The following is a 21,301-nucleotide window of genomic DNA, read 5'->3' on the forward strand; positions in this document are numbered from 1 at the left end:
AACTGGATTGTAAAGTCAAAGCCCGTTGGCTGGCAACGGGCTTTGTTTGGGAATTGTGAAATCCTTTTGTTCCCTCATCCTAACCTTCTCCCAGAGGGAGAAGGAAATTTCCCTCTCCTTCTAGGAGAGGGTTAGGGAGAGGTGGATTCTTAAACCACCAAATTCACTAATTTATTCGGTACCACAATTTCTTTCTTGGTTGGGCCAGTCAAGAATTGTTGAACTTCAGGCAATGCTTTGGCTTGAGCCAAGATGTCATCTTTAGAGGCATCTACAGATACTTCTAACTTGCCACGGAGTTTACCGTTGACTTGAACCACGATGGTTTGCGTATTACGTGTCAGCGCAGACTCATCTACCGCAGGGAACAAAGTTGAATTCAATTCAATCCCAAATTCAGCCAATAAAGTCTGGCTTAAATGCGGTGCAAATGGTGCAAGTAAAGTTAACAGCGTGGTAATTGATTCACGTGCAACAGCAACGTCATTGTCATCTTGGGCTTCAAACTTGTTGTTCGCGTTTAGAAGTTCCATCAATGCAGCAATTGCAGTGTTAAATGCATGACGACGTTCGATGTCATCACCGACTTTTTGGATGGTTTCATGAGTTTTACGACGTAGGTCTTGTGCAGCCGTAGACAGTGCCGCTTTGTCGATGTTTGATGCACTGTTACCTTTTTCAAGGAAGCCTGTTGCTAAACGCCATACACGTTTCAGGAAGCGGTTTGCACCCTCAACACCGGCGTCAGACCATTCTAGTGATTGATCTGGTGGAGCTGCAAACATCATGAACACACGTGCCGTATCTGCGCCGTACTGGTCAATAATTGATTGCGGGTCGATACCGTTATTTTTCGATTTCGACATTTTTTCCTGACCACCAACAATTACGTCCTGACCATCACCTTGGTATTTCGCAGACAGAATACGCCCTTTTTCATCACGTTCGAGATCGATATCTGCAGGGTTAAACCAGGTTTTCTTGCCTGATTCAGCTTCACGGTAATAAGTATCTGCCAAAACCATACCTTGAGTTAACAGGTTGGTAAATGGTTCATTACCTTGTACTACACCTTCATCACGCATCAATTTGTGGAAGAAGCGTGCATAAAGTAAGTGCAGAATCGCGTGTTCAACACCACCGATGTATTGGTTCACAGGCAACCAGGTTTGACCCGCTTCAGGTTTCACCATACCATCGGTAAAGTCTGGAGATGCATAACGTGCATAGTACCAAGATGATTCCACGAAGGTATCCAGCGTATCTGTTTCACGACGTGCGTCGCCACCACAACATGGACAAGTCGTTTCATAGAACTCAGGCATTTTGTTCAGTGGGTTACCTGAACCATCTGGAACAACGTCAGTCGGAAGAACCACAGGAAGTTGATCTTCTGGCACTGGTACCTGACCACAGGTGTTACAGTTGATCATTGGAATTGGACAGCCCCAATAACGCTGACGAGATACACCCCAGTCACGTAAACGGAATTGAACTTTAGAACTTGCCAGGCCTGTTGGTTCTAATTTAGCAAGGAATGCATCGTATGCACCCTGGAAATCCAAACCGTCAAATTCGCCTGAATTAATCAGTTTACCTTCTTTAGAGCCGTACCATTCTTGCCATTGAGTTGCATTAAAGTCCGCATCGTCTGCGCCTTTGGTATCAATCACTTGCTTGATGGTCAGGCCATATTTGTTGGCAAATTCGAAGTCACGTTCATCGTGTGATGGAACCGCCATCACCGCACCAGAACCATAAGACATCAATACATAGTTGGCGATCCAAACCGGAACTTCCTCGCCAGTCACAGGATGCTTCACAGAAAGACCGGTTGCCATGCCTTTCTTTTCAGCAGTCGCAAGATCCGCTTCTGCCACAGAACCCATACGGCATTCTTCAATGAATGCAGCCAATTCTGGGTTTGTTTCAGCCGCTTTCAGCGCCATCGGGTGTTCTGCTGCAACTGCAACATACGTTACACCCATTAAGGTATCGGCACGAGTAGTGAATACCGTTAAACCGTCTGCATAGATTTCTGGATTTGCTGAAGGGAAACTAATGTCCATCCCTTGTGAGCGACCAATCCAGTTACGTTGCATGGTCAGAACTTGTTGAGGCCAACCGTCTTTCAATGTGTCTAGATCATCTAATAATTCTTGCGCATAATCGGTAATGCGGAAGTAGTACATTGGAATGTCACGTTTTTCAACCAATGCACCTGAACGCCAGCCGCGACCATTTTCAACCTGTTCGTTGGCAAGCACAGTCTGATCGACCGGATCCCAGTTTACAGTTGAAAGTTTACGGTAGATCAAGCCTTTTTTATAAAGCTGAACAAATAGCCATTGTTCCCAACGATAGTATTCTGGGGTACAGGTGGCAAATTCACGATCCCAATCCACTGCAAGACCGAGTTTTTTTAACTGGTCGCGCATGTAAGCAATATTTTCAAATGTCCATTTTGCTGGTGCAACCTGATGTGCAATCGCTGCGTTTTCAGCAGGTAGACCGAAAGCATCCCAACCCATTGGTTGTAGGACCGTTTCACCTTTTAAGCGATGGAAACGGCTGATCACGTCACCAATCGTATAGTTACGCACATGACCCATATGTAGCTTGCCACTTGGGTAAGGGAACATCGAGAGAATATAACGACGTGGACCTTCTACTTTGTCGGCAACTTTAAAGGCTTTGCGAGATTCCCAATCCTGTTGGACTTGAGGCTCGATCGCACTGGCTTGATATTCGGAATCAATGTGAGTAGTCATAAACGTATCAGTGAATTACGGTGAAAAAAGTCTGTTGCACAGCATAGCGCAAAATGCACCTAAAAGTGAATTTTGCGCCGGCATTTCCCGAAGAAAAAACACGCTGTTCTATATAGAGGTGTCTTATAAAGCAACTGCACGATTTTTAGATTGCTGCAAGGCTTCGTTCGCTTCACGTTGTTGCTGGTCCTGATTCGCAGGAATTTGAGGCTGTTGCAGTTGTTCTTGAGGTGTGTTCTCGGTTTGAACTTCAGTTTCAGCTGTTCTTGGAGATGCCGGTGCTGAATTTTTCCAGCCATAGGTATCGACAGTTGTGGCTTTTTTCGCTGTTTTCGGGGGCGGTGTTTTTGTATAGTGCGTGGTGCCCTTGGCATCGACCCATTTATAATACTGGATTGCTGAAGCACTACTGCTACAAATGCCCAGAGAAATTGCACAACTCAGACTTAAGGCAGTTAAAAAAGATATTTTCATTGTTTTTGAGCCTCTGTGTTCTAGCCATAAAATACTACAAAACATTGTAGTGATTTTCACAGTAAAAATAATGAATTTTTATCCGCTCTATTCATGATCACGGATCGAACAGCTTCTGCATCTCGTTTGTAGAAGTGGTGAGCAAATTTTCAGACACAAAATTTATTGATAAACAACTTTACTGGATTTAATAAAAATTCATTCATTTTTTTTATATAAGACATACTAAAAATTTATAAAATTAAATATATAAGTTTATGAATTTTATTGGATTAAATATTATTAGATTAATTCTTTATTACTGTCCTTGCTCTAGATTGCTGTTAAAAACAGCAAATCAGGTGTTTTTAAGCGCATATTGCCTGTTTTTTAAACTTGACTTTAAAGCCTGAAAACACAAGAATGCTGCAATAGTTTTATATGCCTTAATCGATCACCCTTCGACTAAGTGTCATTTCATGCAGTGGGCGATTTCTCTAGCCGAGAAATTGAACAAAGCTAAGCAAAATATGTTTATCCCAACATGTTTTAGGTCTTGTATTGCTCGAACAGCCAAAAGATCAGATTTTTTTCCTATTGCTATGAAAACTATGAAATTTGTGTGCTATAACAGTGCAGACAGTTAACAAATGAAACACTGCAAATGCCTCCCATTTGTGCAGTGTCATAATATTAGGGTGAATCACGTTGGAACTTCTATCTGGTGGTGAAATGCTTGTTCGCGCATTAGCGGACGAAGGCGTTGAACATGTTTTTGGATACCCAGGCGGCGCAGTTCTTCATATTTATGATGCGCTATTTCAACAAGACAAAATCAATCATTACCTCGTACGTCACGAACAAGCTGCCGGTCACATGGCGGATGCTTACTCACGCGTCACAGGTAAGACCGGTGTGGTGCTGGTGACCTCAGGTCCGGGTGCAACCAATACGGTAACGCCAATTGCAACGGCCTATATGGACTCAATCCCGATGGTGATTTTGTCAGGTCAGGTTGCGAGTCATCTGATTGGTGAAGATGCATTCCAGGAAACCGATATGGTCGGCATTTCACGTCCAATCGTGAAGCATAGTTTCCAGGTGCGTCATGCCAGCGAAATTCCTGCAATCATTAAAAAAGCATTCTATATCGCGTCATCTGGTCGTCCAGGCCCTGTCGTAATCGATATTCCTAAAGATGCGACCAATCCTGCAGAAAAATTTGCTTACGAATACCCGGAAAAAGTGAAGATGCGTTCGTATCAGCCACCGTTTCGTGGTCACTCAGGTCAAATTCGTAAAGCGATTGAAGAATTAGTCAATGCTAAGCGCCCAGTAATTTATTCGGGTGGTGGTGTGGTTCAAGGCAATGCATCTGCACAATTGACAGAGCTTGCGCATCTATTGGGCTATCCGGTAACCAATACCTTAATGGGCTTGGGTGCATTCCCGGGTGATGATGAACAGTTCATCGGTATGCTCGGTATGCATGGTACTTATGAAGCCAACATGACCATGCACAATGCAGATGTGATTCTGTGTGTAGGCGCGCGCTTCGATGACCGTGTCACCAACAATCCGGCAAAATTCTGTCCGAATGCCAAAGTGATTCATATTGACATCGACCCAGCGACGATTTCAAAAACCATTATGGCGCACATTCCAATTGTCGGTGCGGTAGAGCCGGTATTGACTGAGATGTTGAATCAGTTGAAACAGCTGAATGTTTCCAAGCCAAACCCTGAAGTGATTGCGGCATGGTGGTCTCAGATTAATGAATGGCGCAAAGTGCATGGCGGTCGTTATGCAGCAGGTGTTGATGGTGTGATGAAGCCGCAACAAGTGGTTCAGGTATTGGATAAAGTGACCAATGGCGAAGCGATCATTACTTCGGACGTAGGCCAGCATCAAATGTTTGGTGCGATGTATTACAAATACAAGCGTCCGCGTCAATGGATCAACTCAGGTGGCCTAGGCACTATGGGTGTAGGTTTGCCTTATGCGATGGCTGCGAAGCTTGCCTTCCCGGATCAACAGGTGGTGTGTATTACGGGTGAAGCGTCGATTCAGATGTGTATCCAGGAGCTTTCGACCTGTAAGCAATATGGCTTGAACGTAAAAATATTGTGTCTGAATAACCGTGCTTTAGGTATGGTGAAACAATGGCAGGACATGAATTACGAAGGTCGTCATTCTAGCTCTTATGTAGAGTCACTGCCTGACTTTGCCAAGTTGATGGAAGCGTATGGTCACGTCGGTATTCAGATTGATCATGCCGATGAGCTTGAGTCGAAACTTGCAGAAGCGATGGCGATTAACGACAAGTGCGTATTTATTAACGTCATGGTTGATCGTACTGAGCATGTTTATCCGATGTTGATTGCAGGTCAATCGATGCAAGATATGTGGTTAGCAAAAGGGGAGCGCACAGCATGAGACATATCATCTCTGTACTTGTTGAAAACGAAGCAGGTGCGCTTTCCCGTTTAGTGGGCTTATTCTCTCAGCGTGGCTACAACATCGAAACATTAAACGTTGCGCCAACTGAAGATCCAACACTTTCTCGTTTGACTTTGACCACTTATGGCGATGATCACAAGATTGAGCAAATCACCAAGCAACTCAACAAGCTTGTTGAAGTAGTGAAAGTGGTTGACCTGTCTGAAGGTGCGCACATTGAGCGTGAACTGATGCTGATCAAAGTCAAAGCATTGGGTTCATCTCGCGACGAAATTAAGCGTACCGCAGATATTTTCCGTGGTCAGATTGTCGATGTAACACCAACGACTTATACCATTCAAATCGCAGGTACGACTGAAAAAGTTGATGCGTTTATTGATGCACTTGCAGAACACACCATTTTAGAAGTGGTGCGTTCAGGCGTTTCAGGTATTGCGCGCGGCGAAAAAGTTTTAACCATCTAATTTAAATATTTCCTCATCCTAATAAGAAGGGGGTATCAGGCAATGTAAATACAAGGGTCATTGCCTGATTTAAACAGACAAACAAGCATTAAGCGGAGACAGCAATGCAAATTTTTTACGATAAAGACACTGACTTATCTATCATCCAATCTAAGAAAGTAGCGATCATTGGTTACGGTTCACAAGGTCACGCGCATGCGCTTAACCTGAAAGATTCTGGCGTTGATGTCACTGTAGGTTTACGTGCGAACTCTACTTCTTGGAAAAAAGCTGAAAATTCAGGTCTTAAAGTTGCTGAAGTTGCTGCTGCTGTAGCGCAAGCTGACGTAGTCATGATCTTGACGCCAGACGAATTCCAATCTCAACTTTATCGTGACGAGATTGAGCCAAACATCAAGCAAGGTGCTACTTTAGCGTTTGCTCACGGTTTCTCGATTCTTTACAACCAAGTTGTTCCACGTGCTGACCTTGACGTAATCATGGTTGCGCCTAAAGCACCTGGTCACACAGTACGTTCTGAATACCAGCGTGGTTCAGGTGTTCCTGACTTAATCGCAATTCACCAGGATGCATCTGGTAACGCGCGTAACGTTGCACTTTCTTATGCTTCAGGCGTAGGTGGCGGCCGTACTGGTATTATCGAAACTTCATTCCGTGAAGAAACTGAAACTGACCTTTTCGGTGAGCAAGCAGTTCTTTGTGGTGGTGCAGTTGAACTGGTTAAAATGGGCTTCGAAACTTTGGTTGAAGCTGGTTATGCGCCTGAAATGGCGTACTTCGAATGTCTACACGAGCTTAAATTGATCGTTGACTTGATGTTCGAAGGCGGTATCGCGGATATGAACTACTCAGTATCGAACAACGCTGAATATGGTGAATATGTAACGGGTACTGAAGTAATTAACGAGCAGTCTCGTGAAGCGATGCGTAATGCACTTAAACGTATTCAATCTGGCGAATACGCGAAGATGTTCATTCAAGAAGGTGCTTTAAACTACCCTTCAATGACTGCACGTCGTCGTCAAAACGCTGCTCACGGTATTGAAGTAACTGGTAACAAACTTCGTGCGATGATGCCTTGGATTCAAGCAAATAAAATTGTTGATAAAGAGAAAAACTAATTTCTCGAATCAATTGATTTGAATGCGAAGACCCACTCATTTTGAGTGGGTTTTTTATTTTTGGTGTTACGTGCCTCAAAAGATGTAAGCAGTGCTTACATCTTTTTCGTACCTTGGATTCAAGCAAACAAAATCGTAGACAAAGAAAAGAACTAAGTTCTAATGTCTAAGTCAAAAAGCCCCTGTTTTTAACAGGGGCTTTTTTTGTGTGATAATGAAGTTAGTATTAACGTTACGTGCCTCAAGAAGAATAAAGCAGTGCTTTATTTTTTTCGTACCGTGGATTCAAGTAAACAAAATCGTTGATAAGGAGAAGAATTAATACTTCTTTTGGTTGAATTTTATGCTATAAAGACCTCGTTATTATGGGATTTTTTATTGGAAAATGCATGAAAGTTAAATGCTTAGGATTTGAGATTAGTACAGAAAAGAATCTAATAAATATTAATGATTTTATTGAGAGCAATTTAGTTTTTGAGATAAAAGATATTTTTAAGCGTGATGTATTTATTGATTGTAATGACCCTAATTACTACAAAGGATTAATTCTAACTATTAAAGATCAAAAAGCTTCTACAGCCAAAATGATATTCAATTCAGAAGGCTCATTTCGGGTTGCATAGCACCCATTATTAAGTTTTTGCTACTTCATCAAACAGTCACACAGAACACCTATGCTTTGCTTAAAACATACATAAGTAAGATAGGTGCGACATGAATCAGCCCTACAGCCAAGCCTTAACAAAACAACAAGCATTCCTTGATGGCTTTCAATTTGACTTAAAACAGCAACGTCTGAAAAGTCCTCAAAAATCATCTGCGCTTGCAGATTTGGTACGCCCCCGCTTAAAAATTGCCATAGTGACCGAAACATGGCCACCTGAAATTAATGGTGTAGCCCATTCACTGTTACAACTCTGCAAAGGGCTGAAAAAACAGGGGCATAAAATTTTATTGATTCGACCCGAGCAAAAAGGCATCTGTGCTGAATTTCAACCCTATCGGGAATGTTTGGTTAAAGCACAGCGTATTCCCAAATATTCAGGCTTACAGTTCGGTTGGCCGCAGTTTCTAAAAGTTCGCCATGCGGTAGAAGTCTTTGCACCCGATGTAGTGCATATCGTCACAGAAGGCCCATTAGGGCTTGCCGCGCAGCAAACTGCAAGATTCCTTAAAATTCCTGTATCGAGCGGTTTTCACTCTCCATTTCAGGAATTTAGCCGTTTCTTTGATTTGGCATTCTTGGTTAAACCTATTCAGCATTATCTCAAATGGTTTCATAATCATACCGCAATTACCTGTGTACCGAGTCGTGAGACTGCCGAAGCACTCCGCAAATTTGGAGTGACGTGTCCACTGGTTGTGGTGGGACGAGGGGTAGATACACAAGCCTTTTCACCTAAATGGCGTTCTGATTCCCTACGCCAGAGCTGGGGAGCTTCCAAAGAGACCCGTGTCATGTTGTATGTCGGGCGTTTATCGCCTGAAAAAGAAATACCAGTGGTGATTCAGGCATATTTCACATTGCGTCATATGCATTGTCAGGATGTGCGTCTGGTGGTGGTCGGAGATGGTCCAGACCGACAGCGCTTAGAGCAGTTGAATCATGATGCTTCGATTGTGTTTACCGGGAGTTTGCGTGGTCAACAGCTTGCTGAAGCCTATGCCAGTGCCGATGTGTTTTGCTTTGCGAGTCAGGTTGAAACCTTTGGCAATGTGGTATTGGAGGCGATGGCCAGTGGACTACCGGTTATTGCTTATGATTATGCTTGTGCACATCTACATGTACAACACGACCGAACAGGCTGGCTCAGCTCACTGGGTCTGCAAGAAGATTTAACAGCCAATATCTTAAAGTTACCAGATTATCACACACTTAGAAGAATGGGTGTGTATGCTTCACACTGTGCACAGAAGGTCGGATGGCAACATCCTGTAGAGCAGTTTGAACAGGTTCTGTACTCAATCACAAGGCAAAATAAATGACCTAATTAAAACAAGAGCGGGAGCAACATGATGAAAATCCACAATGCCAAACTCAAATTTTTAGAAATAGATTTAAAAGGCTGTGTCTACCTCAATCATCTCTCCCACTCAAATCGAATCGCTGCTTTTTTTAAAATCATTAGCTGTTTGGGGGATGGCGTGTTTTGGTATGTGATGTGTTTTGCTGCATGGGGACTTCGTGGCTTGGAGTATGGGCTACAGATGCTCTATATCATTTTGGGCGGAACGTTCGGTACGCTGATTTATAAAATTCTCAAAACAAAAACTGTACGTCCAAGACCTTATCAGGTGCATCAGGTGATTCGACTGGGTGAGCGGCCGCTGGATCATTTTAGTTTTCCGTCTGGACATACCTTGCATGCGGTAATGGCAACCACGGTCTTGGGTTATGTTGCACCGCTATTATTGCTGTTGATGCTCCCTTTTACGCTGCTGGTGGCTTTATCGCGCATGATTCTGGGATTGCATTATCCAAGTGATGTCGCAGTTGGGGCAATGATCGGAGGCATGATGGCCGTGGTCATTGTGCTGAGCGCACCTTATCTCAATATTATGTTGTAAAAATAAGTGAAAACTGAGGCGAAAGCTCGCAGATTTTTATAAATTTGCTAAAGTACAGCATTAAAGCAAATATGGTGAGAAATAGAGATGGGTTTACGTTGGACTGATACCCTCGATATCGCGATTGAACTCTACGAAGCGCATCCAGATGTGGATCCGCAGTGGATTCGTTTTACTGATTTACACGCCTGGGTATGTGCCTTGCCTGAGTTTGCAGATGACCCGACTAAATCCACAGAAGGTCTGCTGGAAGCGATTCAAATGGCATGGATTGACGAAGCGCGTTAAGTGCCCGATTGAAAAAAGCATATTTTTACAGTGTAAAAGCAGAAAAGTGCGCATTATCTCGGTATAATGCGCCAAATTTTCATGTCAACAATTGACTTAAGGAGCCTATCATGGCTATCGAACGTACTTTATCTATCGTAAAACCAGACGCAGTTGCTAAAAACCACATCGGCGACATCTTTGCTCGTTTCGAGAAAGCTGGTCTTCAAATCGTTGCAACTAAAATGAAACACTTGACTCAAGCTGAAGCTGAAGGCTTCTACGCTGAGCACAAAGAACGTGGTTTCTTTGCTGACCTCGTTGCTTTCATGACTTCTGGTCCAGTGGTTGTTTCAGTTCTTGAAGGCGAAAACGCTGTTCTTGCTCACCGTGATATCCTTGGCGCGACGAATCCTAAAGAAGCTGCTCCTGGTACAATCCGTGCAGATTTCGCTGTAAGCATCGACGAAAATGCTGCTCACGGTTCTGACTCTGTAGCATCAGCTGACCGTGAAGTTAACTACTTCTTCGCTCAAACTGAGATTGCTCCACGTACTCGTTAATTCGCAGTATTCAAACCAGATAAGTGTTATTATACTTATCTGGTTTTTTTATTCTTTGAATAATTCTTTGCTCACATATTGAGCTTCTCCTTTGATCTTTAGGCATGGTTTAGGTAATACACATGAGTACTGAAGTCGTCGCTGTATCTGCAGTTTCAGCTGCACAGCAACCATCTCCGTCCACTCCCACACAGCAGAATGCTGTGGAAAAAGTGAACCTACTCGGCATGTCTCGTCCGCAAATGGAGAAATTCTTTGAGGATATGGGGGAGAAGAAGTTTCGTGCCGGGCAGGTAATGAAATGGATTCACCAATTTTTCGTGACCGATTTTGCCGAGATGACCAATATTTCGGGCAAGCTGCGTGAAAAACTGGAACGTATTTGTGAAATTAAAGCGCCCGAAGTGGTGCATAAAAATTATTCTAAAGATGGCACCCGGAAATGGGTCTTCCGTGTTGGCGATGGTGACGGCTCACTCGTCGAAACTGTATTGATTCCTGCTGAACATCGTAGCGGCCTACGTCGTACCTTGTGTATTTCGTCTCAAGTGGGCTGCGCACTGGACTGTTCATTCTGTTCAACCGGTAAACAGGGTTTTCAGCGCGATTTAGACCAGTCAGAAATCATTGGTCAGTTGTGGGTGGCGAACTATTCCTATATGGAAGATGTGCCTGTGGCAGATCGTGAACGTTCAGTCACGAATGTGGTCATGATGGGCATGGGCGAACCACTGCTTAACTACGATGCCGTACTCAATTCAATGCGCATTATGCTGGACGACTTTGCTTATGGCATGTCGAAACGTCGCGTGACCTTATCGACATCAGGTGTGGTGCCGAAAATCGACCAAATGGTCAAAGACATTGATGTGGCACTGGCCATTTCATTGCACGCACCAAATGACGAACTGCGTAATGAACTGGTGCCAATCAACAAGAAATATCCGTTAGAACAACTGATTGCAGCGTGTCAGCGTTATATCGCCAAAGATGGTAATGAAAGTTCACGTAAACACGTCACCATTGAATATGTGATGCTGGATGGTGTGAATGATCATCCTGAACATGCACAGCAAATGATTAAGCTGCTGAAGAACTTGCCTAGCAAGATTAATTTGATTCCATTCAACCCTTTCCCGCACGCGCCTTATGGGCGTTCAAGCCGTAACCGCATTATTTCTTTCCAAAAAACTTTGTCTGATGCCGGTTTTGTGTGTACGATTCGTCAGACACGCGGTGATGATATTGATGCGGCGTGTGGACAGCTTGTAGGTCAAGTGGCTGATCGTACCCGTCGTGCGGAACAGTGGAAAAAGAAAATTGCGCAGTCAAATGAGATTATGCGTTCACAAGGATAATAAGAGGTCGCCAGTTGAGAAATCTAACATCTAAAATTGCTTTGATTTCAACAGTATGTGTGTCTTTAGCTTTGGTTGCATGTCAAACGCCAGATTTGGGTCAGAAAGATCCTGAAAAAGCCACCAAAGTCCGTACCCAATTGGCGGCAGAATATTTAAGAACAGGTGACCTAGATGCAGCCAAACGTGCGCTGGATCAGGCACTCGAAACGACTCCGCGTGATTCGCAAGCGAATATGATGATGGGCGTGCTATTGCAACAGGAAGGTAGTCAGCTCAATCTTGAGAAAGCAGATGCTTATTTCAAGCGTGCAATTTCGGCAGATCCGAAAAATGCACAGGCACGCAACAACTATGGCACGTATTTATATCAGCTAGAACGCTATAATGATGCGATCGAGCAGTTTAACATTGCCGGTGCAACTTTAGGTTATGATCAGCGTTTCCGTGCGCTGGAAAATATGGGACGTATTTACCTGAAAATGGGCGATGTGGTGAATGCTGAAAAATCATTCAAACAGGCGCTTCAGGCGAATCGCGATTCATATATATCAATGTTAGAGTTGTCAGAAATTTTTTATTTAAACCAGCAGTTCCCGGCAGCGACACAACTGTATCAACAGTTTGCGCGTGGTGTGGGACAGAAAAATCAGGGTGCCCGTGCGCTCTGGGTTGGCATTCGCACTGCGCGTGCCAGTGGTGATCAGTTGGGGATGCAGGTATTGGTGAACCAGTTACGTGCATTGTTTCCTGAAAGCCAGGAATACCAACGTTATTTGCAATTACAGTACAGTACTGAGGCCGTATGGAAGTAAATCCTAATTCACCTTCGAATCATTCGAGCGTAGCTCCAAATGCGTTAGGAAATATTCAACGTCCGGGCGAGTACTTGCGTCAGATTCGTCTCAATCAGCAACGTGATCTGGAAGATGTAGCCAAAGAGCTGAATATTCCGGTCAAAACCCTGACTGCACTTGAGCAGGATGAATATAAGTCTTTGCCTGAGGCGACTTTTATCAAAGGCTATTACCGGATCTATGCCAAACTTTTGGGTGTAGATGCGTCGACTATTATTCAGCGTTTTGATGAAATTTATACCAATGATACGGGTTTGTTGCCCAATCATGCGCTGAATAATTCCCCCATCAAAATTATGGGGAAATTGCCAGGTTCCAAGCGTGACCGTAACCGTAAATGGTTAAAGCGCATTTTTATTACGCTGGTCTTGCTGCTAATTTTGGGTGCACTGTTTGCCATGATTCAAAACTGGTCGAGCAGTAATTCGCAAAATAGCAGTGAAGTTTCTGGAGTCGGTGCTTCCAATATCGAGATTCTGAATCTGGATGCAGGCGCCGCACTGTCTGGCGACCAGCTAAAACTCGATTTTAACCGTCCGACCTCTGTGCATATCGTCGATTCAGCCGGTAACGTTTTAGCGACTGGCCGTCAGGCATCGAGTTTGCAACTCAATGGTGAAGCGCCATTCCAGATTCGTCTTGATGATGCGGCAGCTGTATCACTCAGCCTGAATAATGAAAATATTTCATTGTCACCTTATACCGTAAACGGAAAAGCAGAATTCCGTTTGTCACCTTAACAGATCAAGAGTAGAGCAAAACCATGATCGTAAATCCAATTAAACGTCGTCCAACACGTAAAATTCGTGTCGGTTCAGTTTATGTGGGTGGTGATGCACCAATCAGTATCCAGTCTATGACCAATACTGAAACCTGTGATGTGGCAGCCACGGTTGCACAGATTCAGCGCTGTGTCGATGCCGGTGCAGACATCATGCGGGTTTCTGTGCCTACGATGGAAGCGGCGGCAGCATTTGGTGAAATTCGTAAGCAGGTGAATGTGCCTTTGGTGGCTGATATTCACTTCGACTATAAAATTGCTTTGGCAGTTGCGGACTTCGGTGCAGACTGTTTGCGGATTAACCCGGGCAATATCGGTTCAGAAGCCAAGATTCGTGAAGTGGTGGCAGCAGCACGTCATAATGATATTTCAATGCGGATTGGTGTCAATGCCGGTTCACTCGAAAAAGACATTCAAAAGAAATATGGCGAGCCGACAGGTGCAGCATTGCTTGAATCTGCGATGCGTCATATCGACATTTTAGACCGTCTGGATTTTCAGGAATTTAAAATTTCAGTTAAAGCATCCAATGTGTTCCTGACCATGGATGCGTATCGTTTGCTGTCTCAGCAAATTGATAATCCGCTACATTTGGGTGTAACCGAAGCCGGTATTTACCGTACAGGTTCGGTTAAATCTGCAATCGCCTTGGGTGGTTTGCTGATGGAAGGCATTGGCGATACCATGCGTATTTCGCTTGCTGCCGAGCCTGAAGAAGAAATTAAAATCGGTTTTGATATTCTAAAATCGCTGGGTCTGCGTTCTAACGGCATTAACTTCATTGCCTGCCCAAGCTGTTCACGTCAGGAATTTAATGTGATTTCAGTGATGCAACAACTGGAAGAGCGTCTGGAAGATATCCGTACCCCGATGGATGTCTCGGTGATTGGCTGTAAAGTAAATGGGCCGGGCGAGGCTAAAGAAGCCGATATCGGTGTCGTAGGTGCTGCGCCACGTTCACTGGTGTATCGTAATGGTGAAAAAAGCCATCTAATTGATACCAATCAACTGGTTGATGAAATCGAAAATATGGTTCGTCAACGCGTTACCGAGCTTGAAGAAGCTAAATCTAAAGAAATTATTCGTACAAGTTTTTCTGAGTAGATCATGAGTTCAATCGTCGCAATCAAAGGTTTTAATGACATTCTCCCAACGCAAAGCCCAGCTTGGAGACGTCTTGAACAGCATCTGTCGGGTTTGATGGATGCTTATGGCTATCAACAAATCCGTTTGCCTATCGTTGAACAGACCAATCTGTTCAAACGTTCGATCGGTGATGCCACCGATATCGTTGAAAAAGAAATGTATACCTTTCTGGACAAAGGTAATCCGCCTGAGTCTCTGACACTACGCCCTGAAGGAACTGCAGGCTGTGTACGTGCCATGCTGGAGCATAATCTGCTTCGTGGTGCAACTCCTCGCGTCTGGTATATCGGGCCAATGTTCCGTTATGAAAAACCACAGAAAGGCCGTTACCGTCAGTTCCACCAGTTTGGTGTAGAAGCCTTTGGTGTGGCGACTCCGGACATGGATGCAGAGCTGATTTTGATGACTGCACGTCTGTGGAAACGTATGGGCGTAGCGGACAAGGTTCAACTTGAGTTAAATACACTCGGTGAATCGGACGAACGTGCAGCCTATCGTGCAGCCTTGGTTGAATTTTTAGAGTCACATAAAGCCGATCTGGACGAAGATTCTCAGCGCCGTCTGACCACGAATCCACTGCGTATTCTGGATTCTAAAGATGCCAAAACCCAAAGCATCCTAGAAAATGCACCGAAACTGCATGACTTTATGGGTGAAGAAACTCTGGCGCATTTTGCCCAGTTACAACAGTATCTGACTGATGCCGGCGTGAGTTTTGTGATCAACCAAAAACTGGTACGTGGCTTAGACTACTACAACAAAACTGTGTTTGAATGGACTACAACACATTTAGGTTCACAAGGAACCGTGTGTGCCGGTGGCCGTTATGACGGTCTTGTTGGTCAATTGAAGGGCAAGCCTGATCAGTCTGTACCTGCGGTTGGTTTTGCCATGGGTATCGAACGTTTATTGCTTCTGCTTGAACAGGTTGAAGACAATACACCAACGCGTGATTGTGAAGTATTCCTGGTGGCTGAACCGGCTTCTCAAGGTCAAGCCTTGGTCATTGCTGAACAGATCCGTGATCAGCTTGAAGCAGCGGGGAGTCAGGTGCGTTTGAAAGTGGGCTCTCAAGGTTCAATGAAGTCGCAAATGAAAAAGGCCGATCAGGCCGGTGCTTTGTTTGCTGCGATTTTAGGTGAGCGTGAACTTGAAGCGCAGACTTTTACAGTGAAAGAACTGGCAACCGCAGAGCAATCGAATGTGCCATTTACGGACTTCGTTGCATTTTTTAGTGCTAAAATTTCTTTAAAATAATCGATAAAACATCAGGAAAAGGGTAGTCTCATGAGCGCAGTGGGTGATGAACAGTTTGAAAACTTAAAATCCTTTACGAAGAAGTATGGTTCTTCGATCATTACAGGGATTTTGATTGCGCTGATTGCCTTTTTTGGATGGGAATATTGGCAGAAGAAAAACCTGGCAGAGTCGCAAATGCACACTGCCAAGGTTCAGCAGTTGATGGATGATGCACAGGCGACGCAGGGCGATGCCTTTGCCAAGCTGTCTGAAACTGCGGACAAAATTGTCAAAGAAGCACCAGATTCAGCTCAGGCCATTCAGACTCAGCTGGTCATGGCGAAACTGGCCTATGACAAAGAAGATTATGCTGCGGCTGAGAAAGCGCTACAAAAAGTTGAAAACTCGACACTAGACGATAAAGGTCTGGTTCAGGTGGTCAAACTTCGTCTGGCTTATGCGCAACTGGCACAGAAAAAATATGATGCTGCATTGAAAACTTTAGAAGCAGTGACTGAACCTGCGTTTAAAGCAACTGCCGATGAAGCACGTGGCGATATCTATGTTGCCAAAAATGATATTGAAAATGCGAAAAAAGTATATCAAAGTGCATGGGATGCCTTGATTGAACGTAAAGAAGAACGTCAGATTTTACAAATTAAGCTCGAAAGCGTAGGCGTGTTGGTCGATGATCCAGAAATCGAACGCCCAATTATAGAAACACAAGCGGAAGAAGCTGCATGAATAGAAAATACAAAATTACCTGTGCCTTGACTGTTTTAACGCTTGCACTGGCTGGCTGTGCAGGTAAAACAAATAAAGTTCCAGAAGTAAAACCGAATCCACTTCCAAAACTGACCCAAGCCAAAACACTGGTTCCTGTATTTTCCACCAGTGTATCTGCGACAGATGCTGCCGATCCATTGCGTCTCCGTCTGGATGCAGACAATGGTGTGATCTTTGCCATCGATCCGAAAGGTGAAGTGTCTGCCTTTAAGGGCAAACAGCGTCTTTGGCAGAAAAAAGTCAGCAAAGATAATCTAAGTTCTGGCGTTGAAGCGGCCGAGGGTCTGGTTGTTGTCGGTAGCCAGAAGGGCCAACTGTTTGCACTCGATCAGCAAACCGGTGAGCAAAAATGGACTGCACAATTGACGGGTGCTTTACTGGCGCCTTCACTGATTCATGCAGGTCGTGTGATTAGTGTGAGCAATGACGGTATGGTCTATGCGCATGAAGTGGCAAGCGGTGCACAAGTTTGGACTTATAACCTGCCTAATGTACAATTCAGCCTGCGTGGTATGGCGGCTCCTGTGCCATTAGATGCGCGTAATGTGCTGATTGCATCTTCAAATGCGTATATTTATGCACTGGATGCCTTAAGTGGCGTACCAAAGTTACAGCGTCGTGTCGCCGTGTCGGATGGCCGTTCTGATATTCAGCGTCTGGTCGATATTGACGGTGAGCCGGTCGTTGCAGGTCAGTTTGTGGTGACGACCAGTTATCAAGGTCAGGTGACTGTGCTGGACTTGGCTTCACAGCAAGTGATCTGGAGTGAAGATGCCAGCAGCATCCAGCGTCCAGAAGTTGTCGGAAATGGCGTATTCGTGGCGCAAACTGATGGCAAAATTAAAGCTTTTGAGATTAGCTCGGGTCAACCGCTTTGGGAAAATGATCAATTGCTGAATCGTCAGCTCAGTAATCCAGTGATGTTAGGCACGGATTTGGTGGTCGGTGATCTGGATGGTGTGTTGCACCTGATTGACCCGCGTACCGGACAAATTACTGGTCGTTCGAAAACCTCTGGTGAAGTGCGTAACTTACGCGTGATCGACAACCAGCTTTATGTTTCTACACGCAAGGGCGCATTAAGCATTTGGCAGAACCGTTAATTTTAACGAGCCTTATGTTAAACTAGCCGCAACCGTATTTTTGTGAACGCGGGGTGATTGAAAAATCAATGCCCCGTGTTTTTATTTAGGGTATTTTTCCCCTTATATCTTCCTATACTTTCTGATGTTCAGGCCACTTTGACTGCCTGATTATTGAATAAAGGTTACTCTATGAAACCCGTAATTGCGCTCATTGGTCGTCCGAACGTCGGAAAATCAACTCTGTTCAATCAGATTACCAAGAGCCGTGACGCATTGGTGGCAGACTTTGCTGGTCTGACACGCGACCGTAAATATGGCGATGCAACCTATCAAAATAAATCTTTCATTGTGGTTGATACCGGTGGTATTGGTGAAAATGAAGGCGGTATTGACTCGTATATGGCAGAGCAATCTAAAACTGCCATTCATGAAGCCGATATTATCATTTTTGTGGTCGACGCGCGTGCCGGACTGCTGGCTTCCGATGAGCAGATTGCGCGTGAACTGCGTACTTTAGGTAAAAAGGTCTTTCTGGCGGCCAATAAAGTCGATGGCGTACATGCTGAAGCTGCCTTGGTTGAATTCTACAAACTGGGCATGGGCGAGCCGCTACAAGTTGCTGCCAGCCATGGTCGTGGTGTTCAGCAAATGCTGGAAGACGTGCTTGCCGATGTACCGGAAGATGAAAACCCGGAAGAGCATGATAAAAACACTGGTCTGCGTTTAGCGATTATTGGTCGTCCAAACGTGGGTAAATCTACGCTGGTGAACCGTTTGCTCGGCGAAGAGCGTGTGGTGGCATTTGACCAGCCGGGTACAACACGTGACTCGATTTATATTCCATTCGAGCGTGATGGCCGTCAATATACCCTGATTGATACTGCAGGGGTGCGTCGTAAAGGTAAAGTGGATGAAATGATTGAGAAATTCTCGATTGTTAAGACTTTGCAGGCGATGAAAGATGCCAACGTGATTGTGGTTGTGGTCGATGCACGTGATGGTATTGTAGAGCAAGATTTGCATCTGATTGGCTATGCGCTTGAAGCGGGTCGTGCCATGGTCATTGCTGTCAACAAATGGGATAACATGACTGAATATGATCGCAAGCAATGTAAGCTCGATGTAGAGCGTCGCTTCGATTTCATTCCATGGGCAAAAGTGCATTTGATTTCTGCATTGCATGGAACGGGTGTGGGTGAGCTTTATCCTTCGATTCACCGTGCCTATGATTCATCTCGTTTGAAAGTATCACCGGCAAAAATCACCCAGATTTTAAATGATGCAACAGATGCCCACCAACCGCCTATGGTTCAGGGTCGTCGTATTAAAATGCGTTATGCGCATATGGGCGGACAGAATCCACCAACCATCGTGATCCATGGTAACAAGGTCGATAAAACCCCTGCGGATTACCGTCGTTATCTTGAAAACGTATTCCGTAAAGTATACAAGCTTGAAGGTACGCCGATTAAAATTGAGTTTAAAACCTCTGAAAACCCGTTTGAAGGGCGTAAGACGGTGATGGATGAGCGTATTGCAGCGCGTAAACGTCGTTATGTACAGAAGTTCAAGAAAGCCGAGAAGAAATTTAAACGTTAATTTCTTTTTTTAGTTTTCGATAAAAAGCCTGCTGATGCAGGCTTTTTCGTTTTTTGTGAAAAATATAAAAATGTATTTGTGATAAAGCTTAATTCTGATTTTAGCAAAAATAAAAATTTTCTTTTTTTCTAGTCATTTAGTATAAGTATCAATTTAATATTTATGTAATATGTATTATATTTGTTTTAAATTGTTAACTCAGTCGCAAGAATGAAAGCTGGCTGAAAAAGATCATAAGAAATTACTGTCTCGATTGGGGTGGTGTGAGGGGAACATGAAAAAAACTGCATTGGCTTTAATCTGTATGATGGGCCTGCCAAGCCTCGCGTGTGCTGAAATGATCAAAGTAAATGGTGAGGGCAGTAGCCCTATTATTAAAAAAGATCCGGTAGGAACACGTAATCAAGCATTGAATAATGCAAAAATTGATGCAGTCATTGCTTTAATCAAAAAAATTAATGGCCCTCAAGCCATGCAGGATGCTCAGCCTCATCTAACAGATATTGTGAAACAAGTTGATAATGGCTACGTGTTTAATCGTGGCAGCCAAACTAATAGTAATAAAGAATTGGTCACCTCTATTTCAATTGAAATGGATGATCAGGAGTTTCGCCAGATCTTAAATGACCTGGGTTTATCCAAAAAGAATAGCCGAACCAGTCCGATCATGATCGTGATGGATGAATATTTCGGTGTGCCGCGTGATAACTCAAAACCGGTCAAAGAATTTACCTCGTACTTCTCTGATAAAAGCTATGCTTATGATGAAAAGGCCAGCTATGATGCCAAAGAAAGTGCCAAAGCGAGCGAGAGTTCATCATATTCATCGAAAGGAAAGTCATCAGCTGCATCTGGTTATGCATATGATAATTATTATGGTGCGGGTGTAGGAGTCGCAGCACGTTCAGCAAGTCACAATAATTCAGGTAAATCTTCAGCTTCAGCGAGTTATAACACCAGTGAGTCAGCACGTTATAGCCAGTCTGAACGCCAAAATGATATTCAAAACTTTGTAAAATATGTGGAATATCAGACTCCATCTACAAAGCCAGAGCGTGAAAACCATACACTGAATGCAATTGCAGGCTCAGCATCTAAATACGATCTACGTTTAATGGATTCGGATCTATTCCGTAGCCGTTATTTAAAAGGCAAGAGTATGTCCATTCAGCAATTGCTGAGTGATGCAGAATTGGCAAAACTTGCAGTTGCTGCACGTCAGGAAAAAGCAGACTGGTTTATGGTCGGTAGCTCCTATATTTATGACCGTGGTCGTTCAGGTGTAACCGGCCAATTTGTGTGTGATGGTGCTGTCAGCTATAAAATTTATTCAGTCGATGATGGCACGCTGATGGGCGGTGATACCCGCACGGAATCATCAACGGCTGCAACGACAGATTCGTGTCGTATCAATGTTGCCGGTAAACTGGGCGAAATAACCTTGTCCGAAGTCGGTCCACAAATTCTTTCCTATTCGAAAAACCGTAGCATGTATGGTAAGGAAATTACCCTTTTTGTAAAAAGTGTATCGGGTAGCGTATCTAGCCGCTTAGGAGATGATCTCTATGTGGCTTTAGATGAGATGGACGGCGCAGAAAATATCGATATACGTACCCAGGATGGCAAGCTGGTCGAGATGACCATGACTTATAAAAGTGAAAAGCCATTGAGTGCTGAACTGGCCAAAGCTTTACGCCGGGTAAATCCTGTGCTGTCTAATGCAGAACGTTTGCAAGCAGGGAATACCATTACCTTATGTATTGGCGGTACCCAATGCAAATAA

At 44.2% G+C, this 21,301-nt stretch carries 19 protein-coding genes; 17 read left to right on the forward strand and 2 right to left on the reverse strand.

Annotated features, from left to right (window positions below; all coding sequences use genetic code 11):
- Nucleotides 1–149: 149 nt before the first annotated feature.
- On the reverse strand, nucleotides 150–2,771 hold the full coding sequence (gene leuS, locus FTV29_RS10755) for a leucine--tRNA ligase (RefSeq protein WP_180075498.1): 2,622 nt from the start codon (nucleotides 2,769–2,771) through the stop codon (nucleotides 150–152).
- A gap of 123 nt (nucleotides 2,772–2,894) precedes the next feature.
- Nucleotides 2,895–3,245 (reverse strand): DUF4124 domain-containing protein, encoded by a 351-nt coding sequence (locus FTV29_RS10760; RefSeq protein ID WP_180075499.1) that lies wholly within the window; start codon nucleotides 3,243–3,245, stop codon nucleotides 2,895–2,897.
- Nucleotides 3,246–3,932: 687 nt separating this feature from the next.
- Here FTV29_RS10760 and FTV29_RS10765 point away from each other — a divergent pair.
- From FTV29_RS10765 to FTV29_RS10845, 17 genes are all read left to right on the forward strand, one after another.
- A complete protein-coding gene (locus FTV29_RS10765; protein ID WP_034608751.1) occupies nucleotides 3,933–5,660 on the forward strand; it encodes an acetolactate synthase 3 large subunit in 1,728 nt (575 codons plus the stop codon).
- Nucleotides 5,657–6,148 (forward strand): acetolactate synthase small subunit, encoded by a 492-nt coding sequence (gene ilvN / locus FTV29_RS10770; RefSeq protein ID WP_004813125.1) that lies wholly within the window; start codon nucleotides 5,657–5,659, stop codon nucleotides 6,146–6,148. Before FTV29_RS10765 ends, ilvN begins: the two co-directional genes overlap by 4 nt.
- 104 nt (nucleotides 6,149–6,252) lie before the next feature.
- On the forward strand, nucleotides 6,253–7,269 hold the full coding sequence (gene ilvC, locus FTV29_RS10775) for a ketol-acid reductoisomerase (RefSeq protein ID WP_005172704.1): 1,017 nt from the start codon (nucleotides 6,253–6,255) through the stop codon (nucleotides 7,267–7,269).
- Nucleotides 7,270–7,658: 389 nt separating this feature from the next.
- Nucleotides 7,659–7,892: a hypothetical protein gene (locus tag FTV29_RS10780; RefSeq protein WP_159516235.1), complete on the forward strand. Its 234-nt coding sequence runs from the start codon at nucleotides 7,659–7,661 to the stop codon at nucleotides 7,890–7,892.
- Between the two features lie 91 nt (nucleotides 7,893–7,983).
- Nucleotides 7,984–9,255: a glycosyltransferase family 1 protein gene (locus tag FTV29_RS10785; RefSeq protein WP_005095661.1), complete on the forward strand. Its 1,272-nt coding sequence runs from the start codon at nucleotides 7,984–7,986 to the stop codon at nucleotides 9,253–9,255.
- Nucleotides 9,256–9,285: 30 nt separating this feature from the next.
- Nucleotides 9,286–9,837: a phosphatase PAP2 family protein gene (locus FTV29_RS10790; RefSeq protein WP_180075508.1), complete on the forward strand. Its 552-nt coding sequence runs from the start codon at nucleotides 9,286–9,288 to the stop codon at nucleotides 9,835–9,837.
- A gap of 87 nt (nucleotides 9,838–9,924) precedes the next feature.
- Nucleotides 9,925–10,125, forward strand: a complete 201-nt coding sequence (iscX, locus tag FTV29_RS10795; RefSeq protein WP_005172695.1) for a Fe-S cluster assembly protein IscX — start codon at nucleotides 9,925–9,927, stop codon at nucleotides 10,123–10,125.
- Between the two features lie 110 nt (nucleotides 10,126–10,235).
- Nucleotides 10,236–10,667, forward strand: coding sequence for a nucleoside-diphosphate kinase (ndk, locus tag FTV29_RS10800; RefSeq protein ID WP_004647460.1), 432 nt, complete (start codon nucleotides 10,236–10,238; stop codon nucleotides 10,665–10,667).
- A 122-nt stretch (nucleotides 10,668–10,789) separates the two neighbouring features.
- Nucleotides 10,790–12,025 (forward strand): 23S rRNA (adenine(2503)-C(2))-methyltransferase RlmN, encoded by a 1,236-nt coding sequence (rlmN, locus tag FTV29_RS10805; protein ID WP_005095669.1) that lies wholly within the window; start codon nucleotides 10,790–10,792, stop codon nucleotides 12,023–12,025.
- Nucleotides 12,026–12,039: 14 nt separating this feature from the next.
- Nucleotides 12,040–12,840 (forward strand): type IV pilus biogenesis/stability protein PilW, encoded by an 801-nt coding sequence (pilW, locus tag FTV29_RS10810; protein WP_005172689.1) that lies wholly within the window; start codon nucleotides 12,040–12,042, stop codon nucleotides 12,838–12,840.
- Complete coding sequence (locus tag FTV29_RS10815; RefSeq protein WP_180050994.1) at nucleotides 12,831–13,622, forward strand: DUF4115 domain-containing protein; 792 nt, start codon at nucleotides 12,831–12,833, stop codon at nucleotides 13,620–13,622. The genes pilW and FTV29_RS10815 overlap by 10 nt, the downstream gene beginning before the upstream one ends.
- Before the next feature lie 23 nt (nucleotides 13,623–13,645).
- Nucleotides 13,646–14,767: a flavodoxin-dependent (E)-4-hydroxy-3-methylbut-2-enyl-diphosphate synthase gene (gene ispG / locus FTV29_RS10820; protein WP_005172685.1), complete on the forward strand. Its 1,122-nt coding sequence runs from the start codon at nucleotides 13,646–13,648 to the stop codon at nucleotides 14,765–14,767.
- Nucleotides 14,768–14,770: 3 nt separating this feature from the next.
- Nucleotides 14,771–16,066: a histidine--tRNA ligase gene (gene hisS / locus FTV29_RS10825; protein WP_180075500.1), complete on the forward strand. Its 1,296-nt coding sequence runs from the start codon at nucleotides 14,771–14,773 to the stop codon at nucleotides 16,064–16,066.
- 30 nt (nucleotides 16,067–16,096) lie between these two features.
- A complete protein-coding gene (locus FTV29_RS10830) occupies nucleotides 16,097–16,792 on the forward strand; it encodes a tetratricopeptide repeat protein (RefSeq protein ID WP_180075501.1) in 696 nt (231 codons plus the stop codon).
- Nucleotides 16,789–17,937 carry an outer membrane protein assembly factor BamB gene (bamB, locus tag FTV29_RS10835; RefSeq protein ID WP_180075502.1) on the forward strand — a complete coding sequence of 383 codons (1,149 nt, stop codon included), beginning with the start codon at nucleotides 16,789–16,791 and terminating at the stop codon, nucleotides 17,935–17,937. Before FTV29_RS10830 ends, bamB begins: the two co-directional genes overlap by 4 nt.
- 171 nt (nucleotides 17,938–18,108) lie before the next feature.
- A complete protein-coding gene (der, locus tag FTV29_RS10840; RefSeq protein ID WP_005095683.1) occupies nucleotides 18,109–19,518 on the forward strand; it encodes a ribosome biogenesis GTPase Der in 1,410 nt (469 codons plus the stop codon).
- Nucleotides 19,519–19,792: 274 nt separating this feature from the next.
- Nucleotides 19,793–21,301 carry a hypothetical protein gene (locus FTV29_RS10845; protein ID WP_180075503.1) on the forward strand — a complete coding sequence of 503 codons (1,509 nt, stop codon included), beginning with the start codon at nucleotides 19,793–19,795 and terminating at the stop codon, nucleotides 21,299–21,301.

Source organism: Acinetobacter sp. YH12254 (assembly GCF_013417415.1).
Lineage (GTDB): Bacteria > Pseudomonadota > Gammaproteobacteria > Pseudomonadales > Moraxellaceae > Acinetobacter > Acinetobacter pseudolwoffii.